General features: G+C 71.7%; 17 protein-coding genes. 12 read left to right on the plus strand and 5 right to left on the minus strand.

Annotation, left to right across the window (positions count from 1 at the left end; all coding sequences use genetic code 11):
* Positions 1-135: 135 nt before the first annotated feature.
* The 5 genes from BU204_RS27750 (at position 136) to BU204_RS27770 (ending at position 5,594) form a co-directional block, all read left to right on the plus strand.
* Complete coding sequence (locus tag BU204_RS27750) at positions 136-516, plus strand: YraN family protein (protein ID WP_075128712.1); 381 nt, start codon at positions 136-138, stop codon at positions 514-516.
* Positions 517-628: 112 nt separating this feature from the next.
* Positions 629-2,143, plus strand: coding sequence for a YifB family Mg chelatase-like AAA ATPase (locus tag BU204_RS27755; RefSeq protein ID WP_075128713.1), 1,515 nt, complete (start codon positions 629-631; stop codon positions 2,141-2,143).
* 374 nt (positions 2,144-2,517) lie between these two features.
* Positions 2,518-3,615: a DNA-processing protein DprA gene (gene dprA / locus BU204_RS27760; RefSeq protein ID WP_075128757.1), complete on the plus strand. Its 1,098-nt coding sequence runs from the start codon at positions 2,518-2,520 to the stop codon at positions 3,613-3,615.
* 61 nt (positions 3,616-3,676) lie between these two features.
* On the plus strand, positions 3,677-4,711 hold the full coding sequence (locus BU204_RS27765; protein ID WP_233160677.1) for a tyrosine recombinase XerC: 1,035 nt from the start codon (positions 3,677-3,679) through the stop codon (positions 4,709-4,711).
* Positions 4,671-5,594, plus strand: a complete 924-nt coding sequence (locus BU204_RS27770) for a FliA/WhiG family RNA polymerase sigma factor (RefSeq protein WP_083661697.1) — start codon at positions 4,671-4,673, stop codon at positions 5,592-5,594. The genes BU204_RS27765 and BU204_RS27770 overlap by 41 nt, the downstream gene beginning before the upstream one ends.
* 7 nt (positions 5,595-5,601) lie before the next feature.
* Here the strand turns inward: BU204_RS27770 and BU204_RS27775 are convergent, their stop codons facing one another.
* Positions 5,602-6,471 carry a peptidoglycan DD-metalloendopeptidase family protein gene (locus tag BU204_RS27775; protein WP_233160679.1) on the minus strand — a complete coding sequence of 290 codons (870 nt, stop codon included), beginning with the start codon at positions 6,469-6,471 and terminating at the stop codon, positions 5,602-5,604.
* Between the two features lie 355 nt (positions 6,472-6,826).
* Here BU204_RS27775 and rpsB point away from each other — a divergent pair, with 355 nt between their 5' ends.
* From rpsB to BU204_RS27805, 6 genes are all read left to right on the plus strand, one after another.
* Positions 6,827-7,681, plus strand: coding sequence for a 30S ribosomal protein S2 (rpsB, locus tag BU204_RS27780; RefSeq protein ID WP_075128714.1), 855 nt, complete (start codon positions 6,827-6,829; stop codon positions 7,679-7,681).
* A gap of 39 nt (positions 7,682-7,720) precedes the next feature.
* Positions 7,721-8,536 (plus strand): translation elongation factor Ts, encoded by an 816-nt coding sequence (gene tsf / locus BU204_RS27785; RefSeq protein ID WP_075128715.1) that lies wholly within the window; start codon positions 7,721-7,723, stop codon positions 8,534-8,536.
* A gap of 106 nt (positions 8,537-8,642) precedes the next feature.
* A complete protein-coding gene (gene pyrH, locus BU204_RS27790) occupies positions 8,643-9,368 on the plus strand; it encodes a UMP kinase (protein WP_075128716.1) in 726 nt (241 codons plus the stop codon).
* 31 nt (positions 9,369-9,399) lie between these two features.
* Positions 9,400-9,957, plus strand: coding sequence for a ribosome recycling factor (frr, locus tag BU204_RS27795; RefSeq protein ID WP_075128717.1), 558 nt, complete (start codon positions 9,400-9,402; stop codon positions 9,955-9,957).
* Positions 9,958-9,981: 24 nt separating this feature from the next.
* Positions 9,982-10,881 carry a phosphatidate cytidylyltransferase gene (locus BU204_RS27800; RefSeq protein WP_083661706.1) on the plus strand — a complete coding sequence of 300 codons (900 nt, stop codon included), beginning with the start codon at positions 9,982-9,984 and terminating at the stop codon, positions 10,879-10,881.
* A gap of 18 nt (positions 10,882-10,899) precedes the next feature.
* Entirely contained in the window at positions 10,900-11,655 is a 756-nt protein-coding gene (locus BU204_RS27805; RefSeq protein ID WP_075128718.1) for a class I SAM-dependent methyltransferase, read from the plus strand.
* Positions 11,656-11,971: 316 nt separating this feature from the next.
* On the opposite strand, the gene BU204_RS27810 is transcribed toward BU204_RS27805, so the two are convergent.
* Positions 11,972-12,649, minus strand: a complete 678-nt coding sequence (locus tag BU204_RS27810; protein ID WP_075128719.1) for a PadR family transcriptional regulator — start codon at positions 12,647-12,649, stop codon at positions 11,972-11,974.
* A gap of 112 nt (positions 12,650-12,761) precedes the next feature.
* On the opposite strand from BU204_RS27810, the gene rlmN reads away from it, so the two are divergent.
* Entirely contained in the window at positions 12,762-13,865 is a 1,104-nt protein-coding gene (rlmN, locus tag BU204_RS27815; RefSeq protein ID WP_075128720.1) for a 23S rRNA (adenine(2503)-C(2))-methyltransferase RlmN, read from the plus strand.
* A gap of 31 nt (positions 13,866-13,896) precedes the next feature.
* Here rlmN and BU204_RS27820 read toward each other — a convergent pair whose 3' ends face one another.
* The 3 genes from BU204_RS27820 to BU204_RS27830 are packed head-to-tail and all read right to left on the minus strand — an operon-like array spanning position 13,897 to position 17,243.
* Positions 13,897-15,003, minus strand: a complete 1,107-nt coding sequence (locus tag BU204_RS27820; protein ID WP_075128721.1) for a Gfo/Idh/MocA family protein — start codon at positions 15,001-15,003, stop codon at positions 13,897-13,899.
* On the minus strand, positions 15,000-15,734 hold the full coding sequence (locus BU204_RS27825) for a sugar phosphate isomerase/epimerase family protein (protein ID WP_075128722.1): 735 nt from the start codon (positions 15,732-15,734) through the stop codon (positions 15,000-15,002). Before BU204_RS27825 ends, BU204_RS27820 begins: the two co-directional genes overlap by 4 nt.
* A 48-nt stretch (positions 15,735-15,782) precedes the next feature.
* Complete coding sequence (locus BU204_RS27830) at positions 15,783-17,243, minus strand: glycoside hydrolase family 76 protein (RefSeq protein WP_083661699.1); 1,461 nt, start codon at positions 17,241-17,243, stop codon at positions 15,783-15,785.
* Between the last annotated feature and the right edge of the window lie 10 nt (positions 17,244-17,253).

The raw sequence follows: 17,253 nt of genomic DNA on the forward strand, positions 1-17,253 counted from the left end.
CTCCCATACCACACCCAGCTCCCCGCCCAACCCGCTCAAAGCCCCAGAACCGCGGGTTGTCCACAACCGCCGCACTTGTCCACAGTTCGGCACCACACCCTGGCACGCCCCCTCCCCGCCCGGCACCGTCGAAGCATGACGACCGAGACCACCCACCCCCGGGCACCCCACCTCCACACCGGAGTGCGCGGCGAGGAGTTGGCCGCGCGGTACCTCGAGGAGCAGGGCCTGGTGATGCTGTCCAGGAACTGGCGCTGCCCAGAGGGCGAGCTGGACCTCGTGGCCACCGACCGCCGCCGCCTCATCGTCTGCGAGGTGAAAACGCGGACCAGCACGAACTACGGCCACCCCGCCGAGGCCGTGACAGCGGAGAAGGCCACCCGCATCCGCCGCCTGTCCCGCCAGTGGCGCACCACCCACGGCATCGGCTGGTGCGAGGAACGCTTCGACATCGTCGCCATCGTCTGGCCTCCCGACGCACCTCCCACCCTCCAACACTTCAAGGCGGCCTTCTGATGTCGGCCCGTCTGGGTTCCCGCACGGCGCGAGTCGAAGTTTCGGCCCGCCTCGACTCCGAGCCCACCGTCGAATCCTCCACCACCAGACCAGACGCGAACGGCGGCCTGTCATGCCGCTAGCCCGTGCCTGGTCAGTCGCCCTGTTCGGTGTCGACGGCGTCATCGTCGAGATCGAAGCCGACATCGGCGGCGGCCGTCCCAGAACCCAGATCGTCGGCCTCCCCGACGCGTCCCTGAACGAGGCGAAGGAACGCGTCCGCGCAGCCATCCGCAACAGCCGCGAGGAGTGGCCGACCGAGCTGGTCACCCTGGCGCTGTCCCCGGCAGCCCTGCCCAAGGGGGGAGCAGGCTACGACCTGGCACTGGCCTGCGCCGTCCTCGTGGCCGCCGGTCGGGTGCCGCCGGAACGCCTCGCAGGCACCGTCCTACTCGGCGAGCTGGCTCTGGACGGCCGTGTCCGCAGCGTCCGCGGAGTCCTTCCCGGTCTCCTCGCCGCCCGCAAAGCCGACCTGCGCCGCGCCGTCGTGCCCACCCCGGCCCTGACGGAAGCAGCTCTCGTCACTGGCCTCGAGGTCCGTGGCGCCGACTGCCTGGTCGACGTGCTCACCTGGCTGCGCGGGGACTCCGAGGCGCTGCACGAACCAAGCGCACCGCAGCCCTCGCCCTCGCCGGAGGTCCTGGACCTCGCGGACGTGATCGGCCAACCCGAGGCCCGGTGGGCCCTGGAAGTCGCGGCGGCTGGCGCCCATCACGTCCTGCTGACCGGCCCTCCGGGCACCGGGAAGACGATGTTGGCCAAACGCCTCCCCGGCCTGCTCCCACCCCTTACCGAGGAACAGGCCCTGGAGGTGACCGCAATCCATTCGATCGCCGGAAGCCTGACGGCACGATCACCCTTGATCACTACCGCGCCGTTCGTCGCCCCACACCACTCAACGTCCGTTCCAGGCTTGGTGGGGGGTGGTGTTGGCTTCGCGAAGCCCGGCGTCATCAGCCGCGCACATCACGGTGTTCTGTTCATGGACGAGGCCTGCGAGTTCGCCGCCAACCGCCTCGAGTCACTCCGCACGGCGCTGGAAGAGGGCGAGGTTCGTCTGGTCAGGAGGGACGGCGTGGCCCGGTATCCCGCCCGATTCCAGCTGATCCTTGCCACCAACCCTTGCCCCTGTGCGCCACCGAGGGAGTCCGACTGCACCTGCTCACCGCACGCCCGACGCCGCTACCTCGGCCGCCTGTCCGGTCCGCTGCTCGACCGGGTGGACCTCCGCGTCCGCATGCGCCCGATGACCGCGATGTCCGGCGTCGAGGTTGGCCAACCGGAAACGACAGCGCAGGTGCGAGCGAGAGTCGCGAAGGCCCGCCACCGCGCAGCCGACCGCTGGAAACAGCACGGTTGGCTCGCCAACGCCCAAGCCCCGGGGCCGATCCTCCGCCGGGAATTCGCTTTGCCCGCGAAGGCCACCGCACTCCTGGACCGTGGCATGCGCGCCGGCGTCGTCACCGCCCGAGGCGCCGACCGTTGCCTGCGCGTGGCCTGGACCCTCGCCGACTTGGCCGAGGACGACCAGCCCGGAGCCGACCACGTAGCCGCCGCCCTCGAGTTCCGCGATCGGAGAGCCGTATGAACACCGCACCACCCGCCCCCAGCCTGGTCGAACGCATCCTGGCCCGACAGTGCTTGGCCAGAACCAAGTCCCCGAAGTCCTCGCCGGATCCGCCCGACGCCGCCGACACCCCAGCGGCCACCGATGACCCCCCTGGTGCTGCGACGGGCATCAGCCCGACCGGCAACGCGCCGGCCACACCAGATCGAGCCAGGGAGATCTACGTCCTCGAACCCGACGATGAGCGGTTCGCGATCGGGCCTCGGTCTCGCGGACCGGCCGATGCAGAGTCTCCTGGGGACACGAGCGGCGAGAGTCGTGACGCCGCGGGAACCGTCAGTCGGTCGAGGTCGCGGTCGCAGCGGGATGCGGTGCGGCTCGCCCGCGCCTACCTGATGCGGGTCGCCGAGCCACCAGCCCCTGCCCTGCTGGCCCTTGTCGACGCGATCGGGCCGGTGGAGGCGGCCGCAGCGGTGCGGACGTCGAGCGCTCCGCCCGGTGTGCTCTCGGAGACGTCGGCTCGGCGGCACCTCGAGCTCGCCGAGAGCGATCTGGCCGACGCCGCGCACGTGGGGGCGCGGCTCGTCGTCCCGGAGGACGAGGAGTGGCCCGCGTGGCCGCTGCTGAGCCTCGGCGCCGCCAGCGATCGAGGGCAGCGGTGGGCGGGGACGCCGCTCGGGCTCTGGGCGCTGGGATCCGCGCGGCTCGTCGACGCCTTCGAACGGGCCGTGTCCGTGGTCGGCGCTCGCGCGGCGACGGGGTACGGGGAGTTCGTGGCGGGGGAGATCGCGCACGGGTTGGCCTCGGCGGGAATGACCGTTGTCTCGGGGGCGGCCTACGGCATCGACGGCTGCGCCCATCGGGGAGCGCTCGCGGCCGGCGGGGTCACGGTCGCCGTGCTGGGGTGCGGGGTCGACGTGAACTACCCGGCGGGGCATGCGCGGCTGCTGAACTGGATCGTCGAGCGAGGGCTCGTGCTGAGCGAGTACCCGCCCGGCACGCCGCCCGCCCGGCATCGGTTCCTCGTGCGGAACCGCCTGATCGCCGCTCTGTCCAGCGGCACCGTGGTCGTGGAGGCGGGGATTCGCAGCGGTGCGCGGAACACCGCCACCACCGCGGCTGCTCTGGGAAAGGCCGTGCTCGCGGTGCCGGGGCCGATCACCTCGGCTGCTTCCGCGGGGTGTCACGACCTGCTCCGAACCGGTAGCGCGCAGCTGGTCGGATCCGTCGCAGAGGTTCTCGAGGCGGTCGGGCCGGTGGGGGAGCACCTGATCGAGCCGCCGACGGGGCCGGTGCGCCGCACCGACGGGCTCGGGGGCGAGGCGATGCGGGTCCACGAGGCGTTGCGCCGCCGGACCGCGCGTACGCCGGCGCGGGTCGCCGTCGAGTCCGGCGTGCCGATCGGGCGGGTCCGCGCCCTGCTGGCGGAGATGGAGCTCACCGGTCTTGTCGAACGATGTGAGGAGGGATGGCGCCAGACACCACACGCATGACGGCCCGGAGCACGCGTGGCGGTGCTTGACGCGGTGCTCGGCATGCCGGAGCGTCACCGACGTGGCGAGCGGGCGGACTGGCGGCAGGCGGGTGGACCTGCACCGGGTCCGTGCGGAGCTGCCGGAGCCGGTCCAGCAGGTCGTGGCCGACTACGAGCGGCACCTCGCGCTGGAGCGTGGCCTGTCGGAGCACACCGTGCGCGCCTACATCGGGGACGTCGTGTCGCTGCTCGGGTTCCTGCATGGACTGGCGGTCGTAGGCCAGGAAGGGGGTGAGGACGGACAGCCGACGGATCGCAGCGGCGGGCGCGGGGTAGGCGGGCTCGATCTCACCGTGTTGCGGGCCTGGCTGGCCGCGTTGCGGTCCGCGGGGACGGGGCGCACCACGTTGGCGCGGCGGTCTGCGGCGGCGCGGACGTTCACAGGCTGGGCACACCGGCGAGGGCACCTTCCGGTCGACCCCGGGATCCGGTTGGCCGCGCCGAGGCCGCGGCGGGTGTTGCCGTCGGTGCTGCGGCAGGACCAGGCCGCCGACCTCATGCGAGCGTCCGGCTCGGGTGCGGCCGAACGGGACGCTGTGGCTCTACGTGATCACGCGTTGCTCGAACTGCTGTACGCCACCGGAGTAAGGGTCTCGGAGCTGAGCGGGCTGGACGTCGACGATGTCGATCTCGGTCGGCGGGTGGTCGTCGTGCTCGGGAAGGGGGCCAAGGAGCGGACCGTCCCCTTCGGGCAGCCGGCCGAGCTGGCGCTGCGGGAGTGGCTGGCGCACGGCCGTCCGGCACTCGCACGACCCACCTCACCACCTGCTCTCTTCCTGGGAGCGCGCGGCGCCAGGTTCCAACCGAGCAGCGTTCGACGTATCGTGCACGAAGCGCTGGGTGCGGTTCCGGGTGCTCCCGTCATGGGGCCACATGGTCTTCGTCACTCTGCGGCGACTCATCTACTCGAGGGGGGTGCCGATCTTCGTAGCGTCCAGGAGCTTCTTGGTCACGCTACGCTCGCGACCACCCAGCTATACACGCATGTGACCGTCGAACGGCTGAAGGCAATTCATGACCGAGCCCACCCCCGCTCCCAACCACCAGGGGGATGACCTGGGGACACCGGGACTGACGCCCACGGGCTCGCCCCGGGTGTTGACCAACGGTCATGCCCCCTCGTTCGGGTTCGGGGAGACGGCCGGGGTGCTGCCGGGCGACCAGCGCACGTTCGACGACGTCGAGGCCGGCATCGTCGCCCTGTGGCGGGCCTTCGGCCGGCGGCGCGAGCAGCGGCTGCGCGACCGTCTCGTCCTGCACTACGCCCCGCTGGTCAAGTACGTCGCCGGGCGCGTCGGTACAGGGCTGCCGGCCCATGTCGAGGTCGCTGACCTGATCCAGTCCGGCATCTTCGGCCTCGTCGACGCCATCGAGAAGTTCGAGCCGGAGCGCGGGCTCAAGTTCGAGACCTACGCCATGCAGCGCATCCGCGGCGCCATCCTCGACGACCTGCGTGCCCAGGACTGGGTGCCCCGCTCGGTCCGCGGGCGGGCGCGCGAGGTCGAGCGGGCGCTTGAGCGGCTCGGCGCCCACCTGCGCCGCACCCCGACCGACGCCGAGCTGGCCGAGGAGCTCGGGCTCACCATGGCCGAGCTGCGCGAGGTCTACGCCCAGCTTCAGCTCACCAGCGTGGTCGCGCTCGACGAGCTGGCCTCCGCGGGCCGCGGCGCCACCTCGCTCGCCGACATCCTCGAGGACCAGGAGGCGCTCGACCCCGTCGCGCTGCTGGTCGACCAGGACAACCGCCGGCAGCTGGCGGAGGCCATCAGGCACCTCACCGAGCGTGACCGGATCGTGGTGACGCTCTACTACTTCGAGAACCTCACCCTGGCCGAGATCGGCCGGGTGCTCGGCGTCACCGAGTCGCGGGTGTGCCAGCTGCACACGAGGGCGGTCCTGCGGCTGCGGGCCAAGCTGCTGGAGAAGACCGAGGTCTGAGCGTCGGTCAGTGGTCCTCCTTCCAGGGCAGTAGTCGGACACCGGCGCGGGACAGCAACGCGAGGGGGTCGAGGTACTCCGCGCCGCGTCGCACGCCCCAGTGCAGGCAGGCCGGGGCACCGGAACACCCCAGATGTCCGGGCAGCAGGTGGCCGAGGAGCGCGCCGGCCGGGAGCCGCTGGCCGCGGGTGACCACGGTGTCGACCGGTTGGTAGGTCGTGCGCAACCCGTTCACGTGGTCGACCGACACGACGCCACGCCCCGCGACCTCACCGGCGAACACCACGACGCCCGCCGCGGCCGCCATCACCGGTGCGCCGATGGGGCCGCCGAGGTCCACGCCGCGGTGGCCGGGACCGTAGGGGGAGGACGGTGCCTGGAACGGCCTCAGGACCGGATGCGGCGGCGGCAGCGGCCACACGAACCGGGACGCGGACGCTCCGGCGTCAGCGTGCGGGTCGGTCGGTGGAACCGGGGGCGCGTGGGAGGGCGGTTGGTATGCGGACAACGCCGGTGGAGGCGTTCCCGCCGGGGTCCACGGGCGGGTGATGGTTGCCAGGACGGAGACGGCGCAGTGGGCCTCCTGGCGACCGGCGGCGAGTGCCGAGGCAGGTGGCCACGGGCCGTCCCGTTCGAAGGCAGTGGCCGCGGTCGGCGGCGAGGGGGCAGCGGTGGCGTCAGGCGGCTTGCCGTTGACGGGTGCGACGTTCGTGGCGAAGGGCATGCGGGTGTCGGGTGCGGCATCGGCGGGTGGGGCAGTGGGGAGGGGGCAGATGGACACGCCGGGCTCGGGTTGGGGGGCGGGAACGGCAGCTGCGGCGAGCAGGAAAGGCGTCGTGAGCAGGGCTACGGCCACGGGGGCGGGTTTGTTGTTCATGACTTCCAGCCTGCCGGCCAGACGGGGCGGCGGGCGGGTCGCCAGGGAATCTGTGGACAACCGGGCCGGTTGTGGACAACTGGAAGTGGGTCTGTCAAGCGCGCTCACCACGGGCGCGTACACTTCCCATCGCGGTCCGTGGGAACACGGGTCGACTTCGCGTGCCAGTGCATCAGCTACGGCGAAGGCTCACGGCTAACGGCATCCGGCGGTCCCTCAGCGGCTTGAACCGTTGCGGGTCCGGCTGCCGGCACCGGCACCAGGGCGGCTCCCCAACCGTGGGAGTCGCGACAACCGACATCGCGCGCCGCGGCTCCGCCGGGCGCGCCTGGCAGAAGAAGGTGCGAAACAGGCCATGGCCGTCGTCACCATGAAGCAGCTGCTCGACTCGGGCGTGCACTTCGGGCACCAGACCCGCCGCTGGAACCCGAAGATGAAGCGCTACATCCTCACCGAGCGCAACGGCATCTACATCATCGACCTCGAGCAGACGCTCTCCTACATCGGACGCGCCTACGAGTTCATCAAGGAGACCGTCGCGCACGGCGGCTCCATCCTCTTCGTCGGCACCAAGAAGCAGGCGCAGGAGGCCATCGCCAACGAGGCGCTCCGCGTCGGCATGCCGTTCGTCAACCAGCGCTGGCTCGGCGGCATGCTCACCAACTTCTCCACCGTCCACAAGCGCCTCCAGCGGCTCAAGGAGCTCGAGTCGATGGAGCAGACCGGCGGCTTCCAGGGTCTCACCAAGAAGGAGATCCTGATGCTCACCCGCGAGAAGGACAAGCTCGAGCGCACCCTCGGCGGCATCCGGGACATGGCCAAGGTCCCCTCCGCCGTCTGGATCGTGGACACCAAGAAGGAGCACATCGCCGTCGGTGAGGCGCGCAAGCTCAACATCCCGGTCGTCGCGATCCTCGACACCAACTGCGACCCGGACGAGGTCGACTACCCGATTCCGGGCAACGACGACGCGATCCGTTCCGCCGCCCTGCTGACCAAGGTCGTCGCCGAGGCCGCGGCCGCCGGACTGATGGCCCGCGCCGGCGTCCGCAACGGCGTGCCGGACGGCGAGGACAAGCCCGCCCCGGGTGTCGCCACCGACGAGCCGCTGCCCGAGTGGGAGCAGGAGCTGCTGGTGGGCCAGAACGCGCCCGCCGCCGCGCCCGCCGCCGAGGCCGCCAAGCCGGCCGACGCCCCGAGCGAGTCCTGACCCGCCGCACGTTCCGAAGGAAGAATGGATAGAGCCACGATGGCGAACTACACCACGGCCGACGTCAAGCGGATCCGTGAGCTCACCGGCGCCGGCATGATGGCCTGTAAGAAGGCCCTGGACGAGGCCGACGGCGACTTCGACAAGGCCGTCGAGATCCTGCGCATCAAGGGCGCCAAGGACGTCGGCAAGCGCGCCGAGCGCACCACGGCCAACGGCCTGGTCGCCGCGGACGCCGGCGTCATGATCGAGCTGAACTGCGAGACCGACTTCGTCGCCAAGAACGCCGACTTCCAGGGCCTGGCCAAGCGCATCATCGACGTCGCCAAGACGGCCAAGCCGGCCGACGCCGACGCGCTGGCCAAGGCGGAGCTGGACGGCAAGTCCGTCGCGGACGCCGTGCAGGAGCTCTCCGCCAAGATCGGGGAGAAGCTCGAGCTGCGGCGCGTCGTCGTCTTCGACGGCCCGGTCGCGACCTACCTGCACCGCCGCGACCCCGACCTGCCGCCGACCGTCGGCGTGCTGGTCGAGTACACCGGTGACGACGCCGAGGCCGCCCGCGGCGCCGCCATGCAGATCGCCGCGATGAAGCCGCGCTACGTCACCCGCGACGAGATCCCCGAGGACGTCGTCGCGACCGAGCGGCGGATCGCCGAGGAGACCGCCCGCGAGGAGGGCAAGCCGGAGGCGGCGCTGCCCAAGATCGTCGAGGGTCGCGTCAACGGCTTCTACAAGGACGCCGTGCTGCTCGAGCAGGCCTCCGTGCAGGACTCCAAGAAGACCGTGAAGGCCCTGCTCGACGGCGCCGGCGTGACGGTCACCCGGTTCGCCCGCTTCGAGATCGGCCAGTCCTGATCCCGGAACGACCAACCCAGGCGGTGCCCCGCCCTCGCGTTTGCCGAGGGCGGGGCACAGTCCTGTTGCCAGTCCCACCAGCCAGGCGCACACGAGGGAGAACGTCGTGATCGACAGCCGCGGGCACGGGTTTCGCAGGGTGCTGCTCAAGCTGGGCGGTGAGATGTTCGGCGGCGGCGAGGTCGGCGTCGACCCCGACGTCGTCCAGACCGTGGCACGCCAGATCGCCGAGGTCGTCCGCGAGGGCACCCAGGTCTCGGTGGTCATCGGCGGCGGCAACTTCTTCCGCGGCGCGGAGCTGTCCCAGCGCGGCATGGACCGCGACCGCGCCGACTACATGGCGATGCTCGGCACCGTGATGAACTGCCTCGCGCTGCAGGACTTCCTCGAGAAGCTCGGCATCGACACCCGGGTGCAGACCGCGATCACGATGGGCCAGGTGGCCGAGCCCTACATCCCGCGCCGTGCCGAACGGCACCTGGAGAAGGGCCGGGTCGTGATCTTCGCCGGCGGGGTCGGCATGCCCTACTTCTCCACCGACACCGCGGCCGCCCAACGCGCACTGGAGATCGGCTGCGAGGTTGTGCTGATGGCAAAGTCGGTCGACGGGGTCTACACCGACGACCCCAAGACCACCCCGGACGCCGAGATGTTCAAGCACATCACCCACCGGGAGGTGCTGGAGCGCGGTCTGGCGGTCGCGGATGCCACGGCCTTCAGCCTCTGCATGGACAACAACATGCCGATCATCGTCTTCAACCTGCTTGTGGAGGGGAACATCGCGCGCGCGGTGCGTGGTGAGAGGATCGGCACCGTCGTCAGCACTCCCTGACAGCGCCGGGGACACAACAACAGGAGCAGCTTTGATCGACGAGACACTCCTCGATGCCGAGGAGAAGATGGAAAAGGCCGTGTCGGTGGCCAAGGAGGAGCTCGGCACGGTGCGCACCGGCCGCGCGAACCCCGCGATGTTCTCGCGCATCGTCGTCGAGTACTACGGTTCCCCGACCCCGCTCAACCAGCTCGCCGGGGTGAGCATTCCCGAGGCGAGGATGGCGGTCGTCAAGCCGTACGACGTGAGCCAGCTCGGGGCCATCGAACGTGCGATCCGCGACTCCGACCTGGGGGTGAACCCGTCCAACGACGGCAACATCATCCGGGTGGTCATCCCCCAGCTGTCCGAGGAACGCCGCCGCGAGATGGTGAAGGTCGCCAAGGGCAAGGGCGAGGACGCCAAGATCTCCATCCGCAACGTCCGGCGCAAGGCCAACGAGGAGCTGCACCGCATCGCCAAGGACGGCGAGGCCGGCGAGGACGACGTGGCGCGCGCGGAGAAGGAACTCCAGCACCTCACGGACAAGTACGTGGCGCAGGTCGACGAGCTGGTGAAGCACAAGGAAGCCGAGCTGCTCGAAGTCTGATACCCCCGAGCTGTGACACGCGACATGACCAGTGACGTGGCGGGTTCGGCCGCCGGAGAACCCGATCCCACCGCGGAGTCACCGCCGATCAGCGCCGGTGGTGCCGCGGTCGCCGCACGGGCCGGGCGCAACGTGCCGGTCTCGATCGCGGTCGGTCTGGTGCTGGGCGCCGCGGTACTGGTGTCCCTGCTGACCGTTCGGCAGATCTTCGTCGGCGTGGTGGCGGTGGCCGTCGCGGTCGGCACGGTGGAGCTGACCGGTGCGCTGCGGCGGGCAGCGGACATCCGGATCACGATGTGGCCGGTATTGGTCGGCGGACAGGCGATGGTGTGGCTGTCCTGGCCGTTCGGCCGGGACGGCCTGCTCGCCGGGTTCGTGCTGACCGTCCTCGCCTGCATGGTGTGGCGCTTCCGCGGCGGCGTCGACGGGTACGTGCGCGACCTGTCCGCCTCGGTGTTCGCCGCGGCGTACGTGCCGCTGCTGGCCTCGTTCGCGGCGATGCTCGTTGTGCCCGAGGACGGCGTGGCGCGGGTGCTGTGCTTCCTCATCCTGGTGGTGTGCTCGGACACCGGGGGTTTCGTGGCCGGCGTGCTGTTCGGCCGGCACCCGATGGCCAAGGTCATCAGTCCCAAGAAGTCCTGGGAGGGCTTCGCCGGGTCGATGACGGCCGGCATCATCGCCGGCACGCTCTCGGTGACGCTGCTGCTGGAAGGCCAGTGGTGGCAGGGCGCGCTGTTCGGCGCCGCCCTGGTGTGCACGGCGACGGTCGGGGACCTCGTCGAGTCGTTGGTCAAGCGCGACCTCAAGATCAAGGACATGGGGCAGCTGCTGCCCGGGCACGGCGGGCTGATGGACCGGCTCGACTCGCTGCTGCCGTCGGCGGTGGTGTCCTATTTGCTGTTGCGCCTGTTCGTGCCCGGCTGATCCTGATTTGCTTGGTGGATGGGGATGGTGTCCAGGGCGCGGGAGCGCATCGCCGCGGTTCGGTGCGGGGCCGACACCCTGCCCAGCCCGAACATCTGGCATTGGCCCGAGGTGTACGAGGTCGAGAACCGCGCCCAGGACGTGCACGGCGAGATCTGGCGGGTGCTCGGCGAGCTGGTGGACTGGACCGGCCGCGACGTCGTGGACGTGGGCTGCGGTGACGGGTTCCACCTGCCCCGGTTCGCGCGGACCGCGCGGCGGGTGGTCGGTGTCGAACCGCACCCGCCGCTGGTCCGTCGCGCTCGTGCCCGGGTCGCCGAGCTGGGGTCCGTCGAGGTGCTCACCGGCTCGGCGCAGCGCATCCCCCTCCCGGACGCGAGTGTCGACGTGGTCCACGCGCGTACGGCGTACTTCTTCGGCCCAGGTTGCGAGCCGGGGCTGGCCGAGGCGGACCGCGTGCTGCGGCCGGGCGGCCACCTGGTGATCGTCGACCTGGACGTGCGGGAGCCGCCGTACGGCCCGTGGATGCTCGCGGACCTACCGGGCTACGACGCGGCGGAGGTCGACGAGTTCTTCGCCCGGAGCGGCTTCCGAATCCGCTCGGTACGCACCGAGTGGCGCTTCGCCAGCCGGGCGGACCTGGCGGCCGTCCTGCGGATCGAGTTCTCCGCGCCCGTGGCCGCGAGGGCGATCGCGGAGGTGGCGGGGCTGACACTGCCCGTTGGCTACCGAGTGCTGCACCGCCCAAAGCCGGCCGGCCTGATCCGCCCCTGAGACCCGCCCACCCGGCCCCCTTTCCCGACCAAACCCCCTCTTGATCAAGAACCCCGTGATGGGCAACCCCCACCCGCTCCGGGGGCACCCCTCATGGCCAGTCTATCGAGGAAAGGGGGTGATCAGAGGGGGCGGCGAGAACTGTGGACAACTCGGGGCCGCGACTGAACCGCTGATGGGGACCGAGTCGGGTGGCGGCACCGACCGTCGGACAGGGACACGGAACAGTCTGGCCGCGGCGCTGGGGCAGGACCGGTTGGGCAGGGGCACCGGAGCCGCCAGGCGGAGCGCGGTCCCCGGTCGTGGCCAGGCGTGCTCAGTCCTCGTCCGGGTCGGGCTCTGTTTCGCCGAGGATCGAGTAGAGCTCGCGGCGGGCGTTGTTGAGCACCTCGACCGCGCGCTTCTTCTGCCGCTGGGTCGCGGCGTTGGCGACCTGCGCCGTCGCGCCCATGAGCTGGCCGATGGCATCTCGCAGCGAGTTGTCGTCGGGGTCGACGTCCTGGGCGATCAGGTCCCAGGGCGGGCTGTCCTCGTGCCTCGCCGCGGCCTCGCGACCCTCATCGGTCAGCTCGTAGCGACGCTTGCCCCCACTGCCCTCGAAGATGACGACCAGGCCCTCGTCGGCCAGCAGTTGCAGGGTCGGGTAGACCGACCCGGGGCTCGGGCGCCAGTACTGGCCGCTGCGCTCGGTGATCTCCTGGATCATCTCGTAACCGTGCATCGACCGCTCCGCCAGCAGGGCCAGGATCGCCGCGCGGACGTCGCCGCGGCGGCTGCGGCGACCTCCTCGGCCGCCGTGTCGGTGGCCGCGTCCGCGACCGCCGGGCTCGCCGGGGAAGCCGGGCCAGCCCAACGGTGGCCGCGGCGGCGGCGGGGGAAATGCCTCTCGGGCCTCCTGCGGGGGAAAGTGGCCGAACTCGGCCTCCCCGCGGAAGGGGCCGCGGTGGTGGTGGCGGCGCTCTCGAGGGCCGGAATGTCCGAATGATGGACGCATGATGTCCTCCTAGAGTTGTATCGCGTGGTATCGCGATAGGTTCACGATATATCGGAAGCTATCGCGATGCAACGGTGATCCCAGTCGCAGCTCGTGGGACACTGGAGGAGCCATGACCGCACTGCCACTCGTCTTCGACGCCCCCCGCCGCGGCCTTCCGCCCCGCCACCTCGCCGACATGTCCGCCGAGGAGCGACGCGCCGCGGTGACCGAGCTGGGGGAGAAGCCCTTCCGCGCCAACCAGCTCGCCCACCACTACTTCGGCCGGCTGACCGCCGACCCCGCCGCGATGACCGACATCCCGGCCGCCAGCCGCACCCGGCTGGCCGAGGCGCTGATGCCGCCGCTGCTCACCGTCGTGCGGCACCTCGCCTGCGACGGCGGCGCCACCCGCAAGACCCTCTGGCGCGCCCACGACGGCACGCTGCTCGAGAGCGTCCTGATGCGGTACCCCGACCGGGTGACGCTGTGCGTGTCCAGCCAGGCGGGGTGCGGCATGGCCTGCCCCTTCTGCGCCACCGGCCAGGGCGGCCTGCAGCGCAACCTCTCCACCGCCGAGATCGTCGACCAGGTCCGGACGGCGGCCGCCGCCATGCGCGACGGCGACCTCGGCGCTCCCGGACGGCTGTCCAACATCGTGTTCATGGGGATGGGCGAGCCGCTGGCCAACTACAAGCGGGTGGTCGAGGCCGTCCGACGGATCACCGAGCCGGCGCCGAACGGGCTGGGCATCTCCCAGCGCTCGGTCACGGTCTCGACGGTCGGCCTGGCTCCGGCGATCGGCAAGCTCGCCGACGAGAAGATGCAGGTCCGCCTCGCGGTCTCGCTGCACACCCCGGACGACGAGCTGAGGGACACGCTGGTCCCGGTGAACACCCGCTGGTCGGTCGACGAGGTCCTGTCCGCGGCGCGCTACTACGCCGACGTCTCCGGCCGCCGGGTGTCGATCGAGTACGCGCTGATCCGCGACGTGAACGATCAGCCCTGGCGCGCCGACCTGCTGGCCCGGCGGCTGCGCGAGCACCTGAACCAGCTGGTCCACGTGAACGTGATCCCGCTGAACCCCACGCCGGGCTCGCAGTGGGACGCCTCACCCAAGCCGGTCGAGCGGGAGTTCGTTCGCCGGGTCAACGCGGGCGGGGTCGCGTGCACCGTCCGCGACACCCGCGGCCAGGAGATCGCCGCCGCCTGCGGGCAGCTCGCCGCGGAAGGCTAGCCCGCGGCCGAAGGCTGGACGCCGTCGAGGGCTAGGTGCTCAGCGTGCTCGCGTAGGGGTCCCAGTCCTCGGGTAACGGCGGCGGGACCTCGACCGTGCTTGTGACCGGTACCGGGTCGCCGCGGACGATGGACTCCTCGATGGCCAGCAGCGTGTCGAGCACGTGGTAGGCGAGCTCGCCGGAAGCCCGCTCGGGTACGCCGGCCCGCAACGCCCGGGCTAGCTCCAGCGTGCCGGTGCCGCGGGAGGCCCCGTGCCCGCGCGGTTCGAGCTCCGCCGGCTCGGTCTGGTCGGGCAGGTGCAGCAGGGTGGCGCCGCCGAAGTAGTTGGGGTCGGGCAGCACGGCGGTACCGTCCGTGCCGTTCACCTCCAGCAGCGCCCGGCGCAGCGCCGAGTCGAAGCTGAGCACGAGCTGGGCCGAACCCCCGTGCTCGAACTCGACCAGCGCGGTGACCGTCGTCGGGACCGCGACCGCGAACTCGGTCCCGGCGCGTGGACCCGACCCGATGACCCGGGTCGCCCGCGTCCGCCCACCCGCCCCGGTCACCCGCCGGACCGGGCCGAGCAGGCCGACGAGCGCGGTCAGGTAGTAGGGGCCCATGTCCAGCAGCGGACCGGCGCCGGGTGCGTACAGGAACTCCGGTGCGGGGTGCCAGCTCTCCGGCCCCGGCGTCTGGAACATGGCGAGCGCCGTGCGCGGCTCGCCGATCCGACCCGTCTCGACGGCGCGGCGCGCGGTCTGCAGCCCCGCCCCCAGCACGGTGTCCGGCGCGCCCGCCACCCGCAGCCCCTTCTCCCGCGCCCGGTCCAGCAGCTTGCGAGCGGTCTCCCGGTCCAGGGCGAGCGGCTTCTCCGTCCAGACGTGCTTGCCGGCCTCCAGCGCCGCGATCCCGACCTCCACGTGCGCTGCCGGCACCGTCAGGTTCACCACCAGCTCGATCGCCGGATCGGCGAGCAGCTCGGCGACGGTTCCGGCGCGTGGCACGCCGTACTTCGCCGCCTGCGCCGACGCGGCCTCGGCGACGAGGTCGGCGACCATCCGCACGTTCAGGTCCGGAAAGCGGGTGAGGTTCTCGAGGTAGTGGTTGCTGACGACGCCAGCGCCGATCACCCCGACGCCGACCGGGCCGCCGCTCACCGCGTCTGTCCGGCCACGTAGGCGCGGCTCGCGGCGAGACCCTCGAAGATGTCCCCGTCGTAGGCGTCGAACTCCACGACCCGCAGCGCGTCCGGCGCCGCGGCGAGGACCGCGTCCACCGGGACCCGGCCCTGCCCCGCGGGGACCTGCCCGCTGGCGTCGGTGGCCAGGTCGCCGTCCTTGACGTGCAGTGCCCGCACCCGACCGCCGAGCCGGCGCAGCAGCTCCGGCGCGTCAGCGCCACCCGCCGCGGCCCAGTACGTGTCGACCTCCAGCACCACCTCGGGGGCGAGCCGGTCGGCGAACACCTCGAGCGCGCTCCGCCCGTCGATCCGGGACTCCAGCTCCCACCAGTGGTTGTGGTAGCCCACGGTGAGGCCGTGCTCGGCGGCGAGGGCGGCCGCCCCGTTGAGCGCCTCGGCGGTCGCCGCGATCTCGGCCGCGTCCTGCCAGCGCTCGCCGGGCACGAACGGCTCGATCACCAGGCCGACACCGCAGGCCTTCGCAGCGGCGAACACGGCCTCCTGGTCCGCCCCGACCAGGGCCGCGTGCGCGGTCGGGGCGGCGAGCCCGGCGGCCGGCAGGGCGGTTGCCAGGACCTCGGCCCGCTCGACCAGGCCGAACGGCTCGACCTGCGCGAAACCGATCTCGGCCAGCCGGGCCAGCGTCCCGGTCGGGTCCTCGGCGTAGGCGTCCCGGACGGAGTAGAGCTGGACGGACAGCGTGCTCATCACGACCCCCTGAGGTGGAGACGGTGCTATGGAAGCGCTTTCATAGTGTCAGCTCACGTTCATCAGGTCGACCACACTCTGCTGACGCGCCGCGTCCGCGCGGTCGAACGGGCCGGCCCAGCGCAGGCCGTAGGTGTCCAGCGCGGTGCGGGTCGCGCCGTAGGCGGTGTCGGCCTGGCGGCGGAGGTAGGCGGTGTAGGGCCGGTCGGCCAGGACGGCGTTGAGCGCGCCGAGCCCCCGCACGTACGCGCCCTTGAACGACGGACCGTCCGGCTCGCAGGAGGACGTTTCGCAGGGGTCGCGCAGGATGCCGTTCGGGTTCAGCGTCGCGTCGGTGGTGGAGGCGTTCGCGAGCTGGCGGGCGCGGGTCAGCAGTGCGCCGTCGCCGGTGGCCCGGTTGAGCTCGACGAGTGCGTCGAGGATCACGCCCTGGTTGTAGCTCCAGACCGGCTGACCGTTGTTCTGGCAGGTCCCGGTGGTGAGGCCGTCGTTGACCAGGTTCGCGCCGTTGATCATCCCGCTTGCCGCGTACCAGGCCCAGCCGGCGCGGGCCCGCGAGAGGTAGCCGGTGTCGCCCGGCAGGCGGTTGTGCAGCGCGGCGTTGACCTGGACGTAGAGCGCGTTGGTGATCGCGTTCTTGTACGACCTGGCGGTGCTCCACCAGACCCCGCCGCCGCACACGCCGTCCCAGTGGGCGTGCATGTGGTCCGCTCCGGCCCGCGCGGTGTCCAGATAGCGGCGCTCGCCGGTGAGGTCGTAGGCGGCGACCCACGCCAGCGCCCACCACCCGGTGTCGTCGATGTAGTCGTTGCGGAACTGGCCGAGGCCCACGTTCACGTTGCGCTCGTAGGTGGTGGCGACCGCGTAGGTGTAGCTGCCCATCCCGGACACCCGGATGTTGTCGATCACCGCGGTCAGCGCGTTGGCCGAGTTCCACCAGCCGGTGGTGGCGAACAGGCCGGTGTCGTTGCGGTAGAACTGCATCAGCGCGGTCGCCGCCGCGGTGCGCCGGTCGTAGGCGTTCCAGGTGGTGCGCGCCCACGCCGTGCACGCGATCTGTGGCTGGTCGACGGCCTTGCCGCAGGCCCGCAGCGCGCCGACGCCCCGGTTGGCCCAGTCGTCGACGTTGTACATGAGCGTCCGCCAGTCGCCGACGCCCGCCGGGGCGGTGGTGGCGCCGAGCCGGCCGCCCCCGCTCCAGGTGGCGCCGCCGTCGAACGAGCGGTCGAGCCACACCTCGTCGCCCTGGCGAACCGTCGACAGCGACGCCCATCCCATGGCGTCGGCGTCGTCGAAGTGCAGCGTGATCTGGCGGCCGTGCAGCGCGACCGCGACCGGTCGCCGGTCGCCGGGCGAGAGCGCCGGGTCACGGGCGTCGCAGAACTTGTTGCAGACGACCGCGAGTGGTGCGGGTGCTGGTGCGGGGTCGGCGGCCGCGGACGGGGGAGCGAACAGGACGGTGGCGGCCGTTGCGGTGACGACGACGGCGGCCAGCAGCGATCTCGGCATCGAGAGCTCC

The organism is Actinophytocola xanthii (assembly GCF_001921205.1).
In the GTDB taxonomy this organism is placed as follows: domain Bacteria; phylum Actinomycetota; class Actinomycetes; order Mycobacteriales; family Pseudonocardiaceae; genus Actinophytocola; species Actinophytocola xanthii.

Coding starts and splice junctions, on each gene's coding strand:
- BU204_RS27805 (WP_075128718.1), top strand. CDS start 10,900: ATGGGGATGGTGTCCAGGGCGCGGGAGCGCATCGCCGCGGTTCGGTGC.
- BU204_RS27750 (WP_075128712.1), top strand. CDS start 136: ATGACGACCGAGACCACCCACCCCCGGGCACCCCACCTCCACACCGGA.
- rlmN (WP_075128720.1), top strand. CDS start 12,762: ATGACCGCACTGCCACTCGTCTTCGACGCCCCCCGCCGCGGCCTTCCG.
- BU204_RS27825 (WP_075128722.1), bottom strand. CDS start 15,734: ATGAGCACGCTGTCCGTCCAGCTCTACTCCGTCCGGGACGCCTACGCC.
- BU204_RS27755 (WP_075128713.1), top strand. CDS start 629: ATGCCGCTAGCCCGTGCCTGGTCAGTCGCCCTGTTCGGTGTCGACGGC.
- BU204_RS27775 (WP_233160679.1), bottom strand. CDS start 6,471: ATGAACAACAAACCCGCCCCCGTGGCCGTAGCCCTGCTCACGACGCCT.
- BU204_RS27800 (WP_083661706.1), top strand. CDS start 9,982: ATGACCAGTGACGTGGCGGGTTCGGCCGCCGGAGAACCCGATCCCACC.
- BU204_RS27830 (WP_083661699.1), bottom strand. CDS start 17,243: ATGCCGAGATCGCTGCTGGCCGCCGTCGTCGTCACCGCAACGGCCGCC.
- rpsB (WP_075128714.1), top strand. CDS start 6,827: ATGGCCGTCGTCACCATGAAGCAGCTGCTCGACTCGGGCGTGCACTTC.
- BU204_RS27810 (WP_075128719.1), bottom strand. CDS start 12,649: ATGCGTCCATCATTCGGACATTCCGGCCCTCGAGAGCGCCGCCACCAC.
- dprA (WP_075128757.1), top strand. CDS start 2,518: ATGCGGGTCGCCGAGCCACCAGCCCCTGCCCTGCTGGCCCTTGTCGAC.
- BU204_RS27770 (WP_083661697.1), top strand. CDS start 4,671: ATGACCGAGCCCACCCCCGCTCCCAACCACCAGGGGGATGACCTGGGG.
- tsf (WP_075128715.1), top strand. CDS start 7,721: ATGGCGAACTACACCACGGCCGACGTCAAGCGGATCCGTGAGCTCACC.